Origin of the sequence: Bradyrhizobium sp. SZCCHNRI2009 (assembly GCF_032485115.1) — a bacterium.
In the GTDB taxonomy this organism is placed as follows: domain Bacteria; phylum Pseudomonadota; class Alphaproteobacteria; order Rhizobiales; family Xanthobacteraceae; genus Bradyrhizobium.
Window position 1 is genome coordinate 77511 of record NZ_JAUEUH010000015.1, and the last position, 13308, is coordinate 90818.

The following is a 13308-nucleotide window of genomic DNA, read 5'->3' on the forward strand; positions in this document are numbered from 1 at the left end:
CCCAGATGTCGTTGCGATTGTCGATTGGGATCATCTTGTTCGCAAAACATGATGGTGGCAATGTCCGCCCCACGTCAGTACGAGCAGACCCTCCATGCCGAAAGCGAACGCCCTGCCCTCGCTCAGCCTGCGCATCGATCTCGATGACGGCGGCCGGATCGGACCGGGCAAGATCGCGCTTCTGGAGAACATCGCGCGGCACGGCTCGATCTCTGCGGCCGGGCGCGCGATGGACATGTCCTACAAGCGGGCCTGGGACCTCGTCGACGAGATCAACCGGGTATGCCGGCAGCCCGCGGTCGCGCGGCAGACCGGCGGCCGCAATGGCGGTGGCGCGGCGCTGACGACGTTCGGCACGCAGTTGGTCGAACGTTACCGGCGCATCGAGCGTGACGCAGCTGACGCCGTGAAGAAGGATCTCGCCGCGCTGCGCAGCGACATCGAGAAGCCAAGGAAGACCCGCGGGGCCAGGGCCGCGTCGTAAGCCGGTTCCAGCCGACGCGATGCATCCGCGACCGGACTGATGCGCCTCGCGTTGCAGCCGCAAAAAACCGTCTTGCCGTCAGCCGGATGATCTTGCGGCCGCGCCAAGACGTCATACACCAGCATCTCGTCGTCATGCCGGAGAACCTGCCGTGTCTCACCCTGCCTTGTCCGCCGACCACACCGCCGTCGTCACCGGAGGCGCCTCCGGCATCGGGCTCGCCGCCGCCACGCGCTTCGCAGAGCGCGGCATGAACGTCTGCATCGCCGATGTCGACGAGGCCCGGCTGCGCGACGCCGCCGCCAGGCTCGCGGCTGCGGCCAAGCGTGGCGAGGCTGCGGTCATGACCGCCACGGTCGATGTGAGCAGCCGGGACAGCGTGGTCGCGCTCGAAACGGCGGTGCGGCAGCGCTTCGGCGCGATCGACGTGCTGATGAACAATGCCGGCATCCAGCCGGGCAGCAAGATGCTCACTGAGGCCAATTGGCAGCGCATCCTCGGCGTCAATCTGTGGGGCATCATCCATGGCGCGCAGGTGTTCGCCCCCGGCATGATCGCGCAAGGCAGGCCGGCGCTGATCATCAACACCGGCTCCAAGCAGGGCATCACCACGCCGCCCGGCGATCCCGCCTACAACGTTTCCAAGGCCGGCGTGAAGGCGTTCACCGAGGCGCTGCAGCACGAGCTGCGCAACACGCCCGGCTGCCAGGTGACGGCGCATCTGTTCATTCCGGGCTTCGTGTTCACGCCGCTGACGGCGAATGGCCGCGTCGAGAAGCCGGCCGCCGCCTGGACGCCGGAGCAGACGGTCGACTTCATGCTGGAGCGCGTCGCGGCCGGCGACTTCTACGTGCTGTGCCCAGACAACGACGTGCCGCGCGCGCTGGACGAGCGGCGCATCCTGTGGGCGGCCGGCGACATCGTCGAGAACCGGCCGCCACTGTCGCGCTGGCATGCCGACTACGCCGACGCATTCGCCGCGTTCGTAAAGAAATCGCCATGATCCGGCCACATCGGAGCGGCGGCGCGTAGCTGCTCCCGGTCTCATCACAAGTTCCCGGACGCGTCGGATCGTCGCAAGGCGGTCCGCGTGCGCTCGGAACGTCTACCATCGACCGAATCGCTACGGTCGAACGCTCTTGCAACTCACTGATTTGCCGCGGGCGCGACATCGTCGCTGAGAGCCGGCTCCCGAAGCGCGCCTCGACCGTCAAGCGGTGAGATGTCGCAGCTCTGCGGGAGCGCCACCCGTACGCCGCACGACAATCTGACGCAGACGCATTCCACAATCCCTGCGCGAAGCAGCCACGAAGCAGGCAGCAGATGGCCCTCATCATCCGCACCCGCGTCAGCCGCGCCGCATTGCTTCGGCTCATCCGCAGTGGTGCGCAGCTTTGGGGAGTACGTCGGACATGTCGCGCCATCACCGTCACCATCACGACAGTCACCACGGTCACCATCATCACAGCGACCACCACCACCACCATCATCATCACGATCATCACTGCCAGCCGGCTCCTGCGCCGATGCCTCCAATGCCTCCGACGCCGCCCACACCCACGCCGCCGACGCCCGCGCTCGGCTTTGCCGATCTCGGCGTCGTCTTCAACGACGCGACGCGCTTTCTCGAAGGCGGGCTGTGGCGCAACGTGGTCGAGGAAGGCGGCCAGGGGCTTGGCAGCGTCTACAACTACACCGGCGATCTCACCGTGATTCAGGATGGTCTGAAGGCGATGGTTGCCGCCGGCCAGTTCACCGGGCAGACGCTCACCAACATCAACAAGATCCTCGCCGACATCACGGTCGCGCAGGATGCCGCGATGGCTTCGGTGACCGGCGGCGGCGCATTCGGCAGCGTCGCCGCCGCGGAGACCGCGCTGCGCAACGCGCACCTCGACATCCTCAACGTCGTCAACAACGATCCGAACCTTGCGGGCAATGCGACCAACGCCGACGGCGTCACCGGCTTCCTGCAGGCGCCGGCGCTGCTGCCCGAAGGCGTGACGGCCGCAACCGCCGCCAAGGGCACACTGGCCGAGCTCGGCCTGATCTTCAACGATGCCGCCAACCGGCTGATCGGCGGCGTGAACGAAAGCAACGTCGACGTCATCCAGGACGATGTCGACGCGCTGATCGCCGGCCTCAATGCGCTGGTCGCCGCCAATCCGCTGCAGTTCGGAGGCCTGACCGGCGTGCACGCGCTCGCCATCATCGACCAGCTCGCGCTCGTCAACACCCACATCAACGGCGCGGCCGGCAATGTCGACATCGGCCGCGCGCTGAACGACGACTTCCTCGACATCATCGACATCGTCGCCGGCGACACCAATCTCGCCAACATGGCGCAGCAGAACGGCCTGAACGGCTGGAGCGGCTTCGGCGGCTTCCTCAACCCGACGCCGGCCTATCAGGACAACCAGGCACAGACCGATTTCTGGGCCATGTTCATCGCCCAGTCGAACGCGCTCGGCAAGGCTGCGATCGCGGCCGTCAATTCCGGCGACGCCGCCGCGATGGCGCAGGTCACCGCCGACCTGATGACCTTCAAGAAGGACGTCACCGATTTCGACGCGGCGCAGGGCGGCATCTTCCAGGCCCGCTTCGACAACGAGCTGCTCGGCGACCAGAGCACGCTCGGCGCCGAGATCGCCAAGATCCTGGAGGGTTTCCAGGCCGGCAACAAGGCGCTGGTCGCCGCGGCCGCCGACCAGATGCACCAGAACGCAGCCGATGTCGGCGGCAACAACATCCCGGTCAATGGCGGCGCCTACAATGTCGACGGCACCACGATCGGCCAGGTGCTGGCGACCACCGGCGGCGGCAACAGTGCCGACGCCGCCGCGCTGCTGGCCGCGGTCACCAGCGCGCCCGCCTCGAACGTGATCATGCTTCCCAGCGCCGCGCCGGCAGCACAGGCCAGCGCCGCTCCGCCAACCCTGGTCATGGACGGTCCGATGATGGAGGGGCCGATGATGGAGATGTCACAGCATCAGCATCATCACATGTGGGCGTGATCACCTGTCGCTCGGGCGCCTGCACCAGCAGGCGCCTGACGAGCGCGAGCGCGGTTTCCGTGGCCGGATCGGCCGAGATCACGGAGACCGCGAGCACGATGAGGTCGACCGGCTGGTGCGACAGCACGATCACATGCGTCGCATGCCGCGCATCCATCAGCGCCACCATGCGCTCGACGGCGGGGTCGGTGGCCGCCCGCCGCCACGGCGCATCGGCCCGGCGCAGCACGCGGCTTGACGCGAGAAAGTCGCGCAGCAGCGGCGGATCATAGGCGGTCAGCTCAACCTCGCGACAGCGGCGTGCGCTTTCGAAGACCGGCTGGCGCGTGAGCTCGGCGATCAGTTCGTCGCGCGTCGCCGCGATCGACGCCCCGATCGAGTCGAGCACGCCCGGCTCGCGGGCTTGCAGCATCGCGCGCAAGGCATCGCCGATCAGCCCGATCGTGAGCACGCCGGCCACCGCGACCGCGCAGAAACGCATCAGTTGCGCCGCATCGACGTCCGGCGACAGCGCGGCCGCGGCAGCGCCGAGCAGGGCGGCGCCGAGGATCCGCAACAATGTCAGCAGCCCGCCCTGACGCTGCGTCTCCGCGCTGGCGCCGGCGATCAGGATCGCGGTCACCGCCAGCAGCGCGCCCAATGCACCGAGCCGCACCGGCATGCTCGGCGCCAGCACGCGGAAATCGGTGATGATGAAGGGGATGACCATGATGGCGCCGGAGGCGACGCGATCGATGGCGCGGTTCTCCCAGGCCAGCAGGCTCGCGCGGTCGCGGCGAAGCAGCAGCCAGGCGCAGGTCGCAAAGCCTGCGAGCTGAAAGGCTGACAGCACGACCGTGTGGTGGCTTTCGAACTCGACCGGACCGAGCGCGCCGGCGAGCGCGAGCACCACGCCGCCGGCCAGCGCGATCGCCTTGAGCGCGCGATGCGCGTGTCGGCGCAGCAGACCTTCCGTCACCACCAGCGCGCCGAGCGGGATCAGCGCCGCCGGAATCAGCGAGATGCGGTCGAGAAAAGCACTGTCCATCCACCATGCGATGCCGCGCAACAGGAACAGCGAGGCGACCAGCGCGAGCAGAGCGACGAGCCGCGCCGTCAGCGGTCCATGGGAATCGCGCCGGTGCAGCATCGCCGCGGCAACCGCGAGACCGATCGCGCCGCAGAGATTGACGACGGAGTCGGCAACGATGCCGGCCGTCATGGCGTGGGCTCGCCGGTCGGCAGGCGCGGACGCAGCGTGCCGAACGTCCTGGTGTCGTCGAGCCAATGCGCCAGCGGCAGGATCATCCGCTGCAGCGCCAGCACGGCCGAGGTCGCCAGCAGCGCCGGCAGCGAGCCGGAGGGGATCTCGCGCAGCAGATAGCGCCGGGCGGCAGCGAGATCGATGCGCCCGAGCTGCAGCAGGTCGTCGCCCCTGGTGTAGTCCAGCTCGCGCGCGCAGAAGCCGTTGTAGACGGCGTCGCGATGTTTCGGCGCATCGTCATACGTCTTCTTCAGCGCATCCGAGCCGCCGGTATAGGCGTTGGTGATGACGAAGCGCTGTTCGTCGAACCCGGCTTCGCCGCCGACGCCGAACACCGCGCGATGCGCCCGCATGATGCCGCGCGCGAGTTGAAGATGCGCAAAGCTCTGTCGGGCCTGCGGCAGCGGCGACGGATAGACGTCGGAAAAGGTCTCGCAGACCATGCCGGCCACCGCCGGCACCTGCGTGACGTTGGAGATCCATTTCGGCCGCAGCCCGTCGCGGACGAACAGCAGCAGCGTCGTGAGGCCGTAGAGCACGCCGGACAGGCCTTTGCCACGCGCTTCCGGATCGACCATGACCAATCCGAGATGGATCACCTGCTGGCTGTCGCCATCGCGCTCGACCTGCATCACCGCGAGCGCATTGAAGGCGATCGGCCGGCCGCCCGCCTCCTCCGACACCACGGTGATGATGGCGCGCGCGAGCGGCTCGCGCGCTCCGGAGAAGATGCCGTAGGTGAGCTCGCCGGCGGGCAGCGTCTTGCCGGCAATGGTGCGGAGATCGGCCACGAGCGCCGCCAGCGCCGCATCGTCCAGGGTCGTGCCCGGGCTCTCGACGATGCGCGTGCGCAACTCCGCATGGGTGCGTAGCGACAGGTCCATCGCCTCCTGGCCGAGCGCGGTCAGCCAGAAGCCGATGCTGCGTCGGATACGCCCCACTGCTGCGACGATGTTCATGCCTCAACCTAGCACGGCGTGATCAGAAGCGGCGCAGCCGGGATCGCGGCCGCCCTCGCCGCCTTATGCCCTGGTGCTGTTAATTCACGATAACGACGCGGGACGGAGCGTGAGCGAGGGTAAATGCAGGTTGAACGACGTGAGCGGCGGACGCCTTCGCGCCCACCGCCTGCCGGCGCTGTCTCGCCGAAGTCGGAGCTTGCCCCGCAAACTTCCCCTCGCCCGGATTGCATCTTCGATGCAATCCGGCCTCTCCCCGCATCCGCCTTCGCTCGTCGAGCTACGGTGGACAAGAGCGGGGAGAGGCCAAGAGAGCGAGACGACTGCGGCCGCCCTAAGCTGCCTTCGACACCTCCATCAGCAGGCGCTCGGCGCGAGCGTCTTCGATGCGATTGACGAGCTTGCCGCTCTCGTGGCGGTCGCGCAGCGTCTTGGTCAGGGTGACGCAGGTCTGCACCAGCATGACAATGCCCATCGTCAGATAGCCCTTCATCCAGAGATCGATCGGCATGAAGAAGACGCCGAGAGCGACGAGGAAGGCGGAGGCGGCGAACGAGGCGTAGGAGAAGGTGATGAAGGCGCTGCTGTGCGGCTGGGTGTTCTGGTTCATGGTCGGCTCCTATGATGACGTGGTTGTTGATGCGTTCGATCGGTCGTGACGAAAATCAGTTGGCCGGTGCGGCGCGGCCGGCCTTCAGCCGCGCCAGCACGTCGTCGGCAGTGGTCTTGATGCGTGGGCCAAAGCCCTGCTCGGCGAGCTTCTCGGCCGTGGTGATCGGCCCCGTCGCGGCATCGAGCTCCATGAGCGCCTCGTCGGCGGCCTGCGCCTCGATCTGCCGCTCCCGCAGCCGTTTCAGCGTCGCTTCGGCCTCGGGCAGCGTGCACTCGTAAGGACGCGCCGCCTCGATGCCGCCGCGGCGCAGATTGCGCACGGCCTCGGAGGCGCGCGCAATCCGCCGGCCGCGATCGAGCTCGGCAATGCGCGCCTCGGCGTTGGCGACATGTTTCTTCAGCCTGGTGATCTCGGTCGCGAACAGCGCCCGCGCCGTCCGCGCCGCGTCACACTCGGCCTCGAGGCCGGCGATCGCCTGCGCCGCCTCGCGGGCCAGATCCTCGCGGCCGCCGTCGAGCGCTGCGGTGGCGCGCACCTCGAGATCGGTGATCCGCGCCAAGGTCGCCTCGAGCCGCTTGCCCTCCTGCTGGTCCTGCGCAATGGCCAGCGCCAGCGCGCGCTTGCTGCGATCGACGGCGGCGGCGGCGTCACGCAGCTGCTGATCCAGGATCACCAGCGCTGTCCGGTCCTGCAGCTCCTCCTCCGCGACGGCCACGGTGCCCCGAAACAGCGTGAGAACGGTCTTGAACATTGTGAACTCCCTGTTATGAGCATCGCTCATGACGTTTCTTCTAGCGCAATCATGAGCGACGCTCAAGAACTATTTTGAGCATCGCTCAATATTTTGGTTAACAATGTCCAAGACACTGGAAAGACGTGCGAAACAGCGCGAAGCCCTGATCGAGGCCGCCGAGCGGATGATCCGGACGCGGGGTCTCGCGGGTCTGAAGACGCGCGATCTCGCCCAGGAGATCGGCGTCGCCAATGGCGCGGTCTACAATCTCGTCGCCGACGTCGACGAACTGGTGCTGATGGTCGGATCACGCACCTTGGCGCGGCTCGACGCCGACCTGTCCGCAGCCGAGAGCGCGGGCCCTCCCGGCCCCGAGGCTGCGCTGGTGCGCATCGCGATCGCCTATTGCGACTTCGCCGCCCACAATCTCGAGCTCTGGCGCGCGCTGTTCGAGCACCGCATGCCGCCCGAGAAGCCGCTGCCCGACTGGGCGATCGCCGACCAGATGCACCTGTTCCGTCACATCCACCAGCCACTGGCGGCGTTGTTTCCACGGCGCTCTTTCGACGACATCAGCGTCACCGCGCGCAGCCTGTTCTCGGCCGTCCACGGCATGGTCGCGCTCGGCTTGGAGCAGAAGCTGATCGCTGTGCCGCTCGCGGCCTTGCGCGCGCAGATCGCGACCATGGTGAAGGCGATGGTGACGGGACTGGTGGCGGAGGAGACGACCGGCCGGTGACGCGGAGCTCGGCGTCGGGGGCGCAGCGTCATCGGATGCTGATGCCAACAACAAGTCCGACTGCTTCACGGCACTTCTCTCCTGCTTGCTGTCAGAGCCAATTTGCTGCCATGGCGGCGCGGCTCCCTCCTTGTTCAGCTGGAATTGACGGCGAGAACAAACAACCGCCCCATTGCTTCGCAGTATCATGCCGACGTTCGGACTTGTTCCAGACAACATGTCTGGAACTGCCGTTCCACCGACGCTCGACGACGAGTGTTAGTTCGTGTGACATGTGCAGATCTCGGCGCATGGCCACGCTCATCCGGCCGGCAGAACCTGCAGCGTATGCCGCGCGATCCAGAAAAAACTCCAACGAGTCCATGACGCGCGAGCCAAGGGGAAAATCGTGAGACATCTGCGTGCGCCCAATGACGACCGCGATCCGCCATTCCCGTCCGGCTACGACGACGGCCGGCGTCCGCTGTATGAACAACCGTGGCGCGACGAGCACGATCGGCCTACCCCTGCTGAATTCGCGTCCCGTTACGGCGTGCAGGAGGTTCCTCCGCCGCCACGGGAACGGCGTCTCCTCGGCGCGTTGAGCGTGATGGGGCTCGTGGCTGTTGCCGCGGGCGTGGCCGGCTTTGCAGCGACGAGACTTCCGACGCGGTGGACCGCTGCGCTCTCCGCCAAGAGCAGCGCGGCGGCGACAACGACGGCAACAGTCCCATCGCCGCCGGTCCAAGCCGCGCAGACCGTTGCGCCAGTCCAGGATACTCTCCGGACCGGAGCGCTCGCGAGCGCCGCTCCGGCGGTCGCGCCGGACCAGAACGTGCCGCTGAGGGAGGACGACCGTGTGCCGAAGTTCGACACGCGAGTGGCCAATGCCGCGTCGGCGCAGCCGACCAGCACGCGCGCCCCGGTCCAGGGCGTGACCGATACCGAAATCAGCTTCGGAATGGCGGCGCCGTTTTCAGGGCCGGCCAGGGAGATGGGCCGTCAACTCAAGCTCGGCATCGACCTCGCATTCGCTCAGGTCAACGAGGAAGGCGGTGTGCATGGCCGGCAGCTCAAGCTCTACACGGCCGACGATGCCTATGAGCCGACGCGGACGCTGAACGCGATGAAGGAGCTTTACGAGCAGCACAAGGTGTTCGGATTCGTCGAGAACTACGGCAGTCCGACGGCCCTGATCTCGGTGCCGTACGCGCTCGAGCATCATGCGCTGTACTTCGGCGCCTTCACCGGGGCTCCTTCGCTTCGCCGCGATCCGCCGGACCGCTACGTCTTCAACTACCGCGCCGGCTACGCCGAGGAAGCCCATGCGCTCGTGAACTATCTCGTCAAGATCCGCAAGCTGCGTCCGCAGGAGATCGGAGTTCTCACCCAGCAGGATGCCTATGGCGACGCGGGGTGGGAGGGCGTCAGCAGGGCGATGCACGGGCTGCGCGGCGGCGCGGGCGACGCCTTCCGCATGAGCTACAGCCGCAACACCGTCAATGTCGACGAGGCCATCGCGCAACTGCGGCGGCAGAAGCATGCGATCAAGGCGGTGGTGCTGGTCGCCACCTTTCGCGCCGCGGCCAAGTTCATCGAGAAGACCCGCGATCTCTATCCGGACATGACCTACGCGACGATCTCCGGCGTCGGCAGCACCGGCCTCGCCAGTGAGCTGATGGTGCTCGGCCCGCGCTATGCGGACGGCGTCATCTGCACCCAGGTCACGCCCGCGGTCGACGGCTACGCGTCCGTCACCCTGAACTACAAGAAGGCGCTCGACAGATATTTTCCGGGAGAGCCGGCGGATTACTCGTCCCTGGAAGCCTATCTCACGGCCAACATCCTGATCGAAGGGCTGCGCCGCGCCGGTCCCGCGGTGGACACGGAAACGCTGGTCGATGTCCTCGAATCGATGCAGAATTACGAGCTGGGCGTCGGATCGAAGGTGAGCTTCGGCCCCTCCGACCACCAGGCGCTGCACAAGGTCTGGGGCACGCAGCTCGACAAGACCGGCCAGTATCATGCGATTGATCTCGAATAGGCGGAATGGCTGAACTGGCCTGAGGCCGCGCTCTGCGCAGCGTGCCTGAGCGGGTTGCATTCATCGGCGGTTTCGGCCATATCGGTCGCATGATCAAGACTGAGACCTTGCACGCGAACACGTGGTGGCGCTCCATCTAGGAGCGGCACGGCCTCGTCATTCATTCGCCCGTCGCCGCCGTTCATCGGCCTGCGACGCGGTTCTTGTCATCAACAGCATCGAAGAGTTCGATCGAGCGGCGGTTCTCACTCCTGGAGAACCACGATGCCACTCTCAATGCCAGAACGTCCCGTCATCCTGACCGGCGACAGAACCACCGGCCCGCTGCACCTCGGCCACTATGTCGGCTCGCTGCAAACCCGCGTCGCGCTGCAATCGACGCATCGGCAATTCCTGCTGCTGGCCGATGCCCAGGCGCTCACGGACCACGCCCACGATCCGGCCAAGGTGAGCCGGAACGTCCTGGAGATCGCGACCGACTATCTCGCCGTCGGCATCGATCCGGAGATGACGACCATCTGCCTGCAATCGCACCTGCCGGCGCTGGCCGATCTCACGCTGCTCTACATGAACTTCGTCACGGTGGCGCGGCTCGAGCGCAACCCGACCATCAAGGACGAGATCCAGGCGCGCGGCTTCGGCCGCGATATTCCGGCCGGCTTCCTGTGCTATCCCGTTGCGCAGGCCGCCGACATCACCGCCTTCAAGGCGACCATCGTGCCGGTCGGAGACGACCAGGCGCCGCTGATCGAGCAGACCAACGAGATCGTCCGCCGCATCAACCGCCAGGCGGGCACGGAAGTGCTCCCCGAGGCACGCGCACTGATCCCGAGCGTCGGACGCCTGCCTGGCGTGGACGGCAAGGCCAAGATGAGCAAATCACAGGGCAACACGATTCCGCTCTCCGCCACCGCGGACCAGATTCGCGATGCCGTCCGCCGCATGTTCACCGATCCCGGCCACGTCAGGGCCGCCGATCCGGGCCGCGTCGAGGGCAATGTCGTCTTCACCTATCTCGACGCGTTCGACGACGATCCTGCGGCGGTTGCGGACCTGAAGGCGCGCTACGTCCGCGGTGGCCTCGGCGACAGCGTCGTGAAGCAGCGACTTGATGACGTGCTGCAGGCCGTGGTCGCGCCGATCCGCGACCGGCGGGCGGCGTTTGCACGTGATCCCGGCCACGTTCTCGAGATCGTCAGGCGCGGCACCCGACTGGCGCGCACCGTTACCGATGCGACCTTGCGTGACGTCCGCGAGGCACTGGGCCTGTTCGCGCTGCATGAGCGACGCGGTGCCAATGCTTGATAACATGAATTAACTAATTCTCGCTCCGCTGCGTCACTGGAACACGAAGCGACTGTGCGTGTCCCGTTGAAATAGACGCCGCGCTGTCAAGCGTCCGCGAAAGGCGCTATGCTGTGTTCGCGCCTGCCCAACCGTGATGCCGAGATCCGGCTTCGAAGTATCCAGCACTCGCGTTTCACCCGGGAGAACACATGGCGAAGCGACCCATCGTAAAGCCGCAGACGGCCGCAAAGCCGCCGCCAAGGAAGCAGGCTTTCGATCCGGCGGTGTTCCTCAAGACCGAAGGCCCAGGCCGGACGATCGGGAAATACCGAAAGGACCAGCAGATCTTTTCTCAGGGCGGCCCCGCCGATGTGCTGTTCTATATCATCACCGGCACGGTCAAGATCGTCGTCCATTCCGAGCAGGGCAAGGAGGCGGTCATCGCGCTGCTCGGGCAGGACGACTTTTTCGGCGAAGGCTGCCTGGCCGGCCAGTCTCATCGGCTGTCGGCGGCGTCGGCCATCACGGACAGCGAAATCCTGCGGATCACCAAATCGGCCGCGCTGAGCGCCCTGCGTGAGCAGCCGGCGTTCTCCGAGATCTTCGTTTCGCACATTCTCGCCCGCACGATCCGCGTCGAGGCCGATCTCATCGATCAGCTGTTCAATTCGAGCGAGAAGCGCCTTGCGCGGGCGCTACTGCTGCTGGCCAATTTCGGCAATGACGGCAAGCCGCAGCGGGTCATCGCGAAGGTCAGCCAGGAGATGCTGGCCGACATGATCGGCACCACCCGCTCGCGCGTCCGTCACTTCATGAACAAGTTCCGCAAGCTGGGCTTCATCGACTACAACGGTCACCTCGAGATCAACAGCTCCCTGCTGAACGTCGTCCTGCACGATCAGCCGCATATCGCAGGCGACAAGTCGGTCGGAGGCAAAGGTCCGCTGAAGAGCTTGTGACCGGGCATCGCGAGATCGAGCTGGGGCCGCCCTGCTCGGCTCGATCCACGCCACCATCACATCATTGCCACCATCATATCACTGCAGCTGACTGCGCACCGCCGTCGTAGGCGGCTGGAGAAACGCATCGAACCGCTGCTTGACGATGGCGTAGCATTCGCACGAGGCTTTCTCGAGGCCGGGCCGGTTGAGTACCTGGATGGTGCCGCGACGATAGCTGATCAGGCCGGCCGCCTGCATGGATTGCGCGGCAAGCGTCACCGACTTGCGATTGGCCCCGAGAATCTGCGACAGGAACTCGTGCGTATACGGAAGCACCGCCCCTTCGGCCCGGTCGTGCATCATCAGCAGCCATCGGCAGATGCGCTCTTCCGTCGAATGCATCGCATTGCAGGCCACCGTCTGCTGAACCTGGGACAGCAGCGTCTCCGAGTAGCTGACGAGAAGATTGCGCACATGTTCGCTGGAATCGAACTCGTGCTGCAGCAGCTCGATCGGACACCGGACGGTATGCCCTTCGAGTTGAACGATGCAACGGTTGAAGGAGGCCCGGCTGTACATGGCGGCGAAGAGGCCGAAGGCGCCCTCGCGACCGATATTGGCCGTCTCGATGGCGTCGCCGTTCTCCAGCACGGTCAACAGCGACAACACCGATCCTCTCGGGAAATAGGCATGCCGGAGATGGCCGCCCGCCTCGCAGACCACGGCGCCGAGCTTGAAATCAACGGGCTCGAGGTGCGGCTCGATCCGGCCGCGGCTGTCCGGCGCCAGGGCATCGAGCAGCTGATTGCTCCGCAGATCGCGATCGGTTTGCGCCTTGATCATTCCAAAACTGACAAGCCACGATGAGGGACGGAGGCCACGGCGCAGAGGCGGCTGTCCGCGCCGTCGCCCCCGTTTCTTGGGCGCTCTCGACCGGCAAGTCTGAGCAAAATTGCTCACGAGCTCCCGCACGCAAGGCTCCCCCGCCGCGCCGCAACAACGGCCCTGCTCGCTCATCGCGCATCCGGCGATTTCCTGACTCGGATCGTCCGATTCCGCGCCGGGATTTCCGGCGGCCCGATCGGTCCAGAAGGCGGCCATCCGCAGACAATGCGCCTGCAGGTCCGGATCGACGGCATCGCGCGCAAGTTGCGTGAAATCCGCCGCCAGACGCAGGCATTCACGGATGAAATTGAGGTCGTTGACGGATTCGGACAGGACACACCCCTTCGACGGGATCCATCTGTCACACGCCCCACGGCTCGCTGTCGG

General features: G+C 66.4%; 12 protein-coding genes. 7 read left to right on the plus strand and 5 right to left on the minus strand.

Features of this window, described 5'->3' with window-relative positions; genetic code table 11:
• The first annotated feature begins 94 nt into the window (after positions 1 to 94).
• The 3 genes from QX041_RS33530 (at position 95) to QX041_RS33540 (ending at position 3498) form a co-directional block, all read left to right on the plus strand.
• Positions 95 to 484, plus strand: coding sequence for a winged helix-turn-helix domain-containing protein (locus tag QX041_RS33530; RefSeq protein WP_316168056.1), 390 nt, complete (start codon positions 95 to 97; stop codon positions 482 to 484).
• A 151-nt stretch (positions 485 to 635) separates the two neighbouring features.
• Positions 636 to 1487 carry an SDR family NAD(P)-dependent oxidoreductase gene (locus QX041_RS33535; protein ID WP_316168057.1) on the plus strand — a complete coding sequence of 284 codons (852 nt, stop codon included), beginning with the start codon at positions 636 to 638 and terminating at the stop codon, positions 1485 to 1487.
• A gap of 532 nt (positions 1488 to 2019) precedes the next feature.
• Entirely contained in the window at positions 2020 to 3498 is a 1479-nt protein-coding gene (locus QX041_RS33540; RefSeq protein ID WP_316168058.1) for a hypothetical protein, read from the plus strand.
• On the opposite strand, the gene QX041_RS33545 is transcribed toward QX041_RS33540, so the two are convergent.
• From QX041_RS33545 to QX041_RS33560, 4 genes are all read right to left on the minus strand, one after another.
• Positions 3425 to 4699, minus strand: coding sequence for a hypothetical protein (locus QX041_RS33545; RefSeq protein WP_315825419.1), 1275 nt, complete (start codon positions 4697 to 4699; stop codon positions 3425 to 3427). The genes QX041_RS33540 and QX041_RS33545 overlap by 74 nt on opposite strands.
• Positions 4696 to 5700 (minus strand): hypothetical protein, encoded by a 1005-nt coding sequence (locus QX041_RS33550; protein WP_315825420.1) that lies wholly within the window; start codon positions 5698 to 5700, stop codon positions 4696 to 4698. The genes QX041_RS33545 and QX041_RS33550 overlap by 4 nt, the downstream gene beginning before the upstream one ends.
• A gap of 334 nt (positions 5701 to 6034) precedes the next feature.
• Positions 6035 to 6310, minus strand: coding sequence for a YiaA/YiaB family inner membrane protein (locus QX041_RS33555; protein ID WP_315716622.1), 276 nt, complete (start codon positions 6308 to 6310; stop codon positions 6035 to 6037).
• A gap of 55 nt (positions 6311 to 6365) precedes the next feature.
• Positions 6366 to 7064 carry a PspA/IM30 family protein gene (locus tag QX041_RS33560; protein WP_315716621.1) on the minus strand — a complete coding sequence of 233 codons (699 nt, stop codon included), beginning with the start codon at positions 7062 to 7064 and terminating at the stop codon, positions 6366 to 6368.
• Positions 7065 to 7167: 103 nt separating this feature from the next.
• Between QX041_RS33560 and QX041_RS33565 the strand changes: the two genes are divergently transcribed.
• The 4 genes from QX041_RS33565 to QX041_RS33580 all read left to right on the plus strand — a co-directional run bounded on the left by QX041_RS33565 (position 7168) and on the right by QX041_RS33580 (position 12054).
• Entirely contained in the window at positions 7168 to 7785 is a 618-nt protein-coding gene (locus QX041_RS33565; RefSeq protein ID WP_315716620.1) for a TetR/AcrR family transcriptional regulator, read from the plus strand.
• Positions 7786 to 8173: 388 nt separating this feature from the next.
• The gene (locus QX041_RS33570; RefSeq protein ID WP_316168059.1) at positions 8174 to 9808 is read left to right on the plus strand and encodes an ABC transporter substrate-binding protein; all 1635 of its coding nucleotides are present in this window, start codon (positions 8174 to 8176) and stop codon (positions 9806 to 9808) included.
• A 264-nt stretch (positions 9809 to 10072) separates the two neighbouring features.
• Entirely contained in the window at positions 10073 to 11113 is a 1041-nt protein-coding gene (gene trpS / locus QX041_RS33575; RefSeq protein ID WP_316168060.1) for a tryptophan--tRNA ligase, read from the plus strand.
• 191 nt (positions 11114 to 11304) lie between these two features.
• Complete coding sequence (locus QX041_RS33580; protein WP_316168061.1) at positions 11305 to 12054, plus strand: Crp/Fnr family transcriptional regulator; 750 nt, start codon at positions 11305 to 11307, stop codon at positions 12052 to 12054.
• 78 nt (positions 12055 to 12132) lie between these two features.
• On the opposite strand, the gene QX041_RS33585 is transcribed toward QX041_RS33580, so the two are convergent.
• Positions 12133 to 13137 carry a Crp/Fnr family transcriptional regulator gene (locus QX041_RS33585; protein WP_316168062.1) on the minus strand — a complete coding sequence of 335 codons (1005 nt, stop codon included), beginning with the start codon at positions 13135 to 13137 and terminating at the stop codon, positions 12133 to 12135.
• Between the last annotated feature and the right edge of the window lie 171 nt (positions 13138 to 13308).

What these genes read in the sequence shown, in the direction of transcription:
- QX041_RS33540 (WP_316168058.1), top strand. Translation starts at nt 2,020, where the DNA reads ATGCCTCCGACGCCGCCCACACCCACGCCGCCGACGCCCGCGCTCGGC.
- QX041_RS33550 (WP_315825420.1), bottom strand. Translation starts at nt 5,700, where the DNA reads ATGAACATCGTCGCAGCAGTGGGGCGTATCCGACGCAGCATCGGCTTC.
- QX041_RS33530 (WP_316168056.1), top strand. Translation starts at nt 95, where the DNA reads ATGCCGAAAGCGAACGCCCTGCCCTCGCTCAGCCTGCGCATCGATCTC.
- QX041_RS33580 (WP_316168061.1), top strand. Translation starts at nt 11,305, where the DNA reads ATGGCGAAGCGACCCATCGTAAAGCCGCAGACGGCCGCAAAGCCGCCG.
- QX041_RS33560 (WP_315716621.1), bottom strand. Translation starts at nt 7,064, where the DNA reads ATGTTCAAGACCGTTCTCACGCTGTTTCGGGGCACCGTGGCCGTCGCG.
- QX041_RS33545 (WP_315825419.1), bottom strand. Translation starts at nt 4,699, where the DNA reads ATGACGGCCGGCATCGTTGCCGACTCCGTCGTCAATCTCTGCGGCGCG.
- trpS (WP_316168060.1), top strand. Translation starts at nt 10,073, where the DNA reads ATGCCACTCTCAATGCCAGAACGTCCCGTCATCCTGACCGGCGACAGA.
- QX041_RS33585 (WP_316168062.1), bottom strand. Translation starts at nt 13,137, where the DNA reads ATGGCCGCCTTCTGGACCGATCGGGCCGCCGGAAATCCCGGCGCGGAA.
- QX041_RS33555 (WP_315716622.1), bottom strand. Translation starts at nt 6,310, where the DNA reads ATGAACCAGAACACCCAGCCGCACAGCAGCGCCTTCATCACCTTCTCC.
- QX041_RS33565 (WP_315716620.1), top strand. Translation starts at nt 7,168, where the DNA reads ATGTCCAAGACACTGGAAAGACGTGCGAAACAGCGCGAAGCCCTGATC.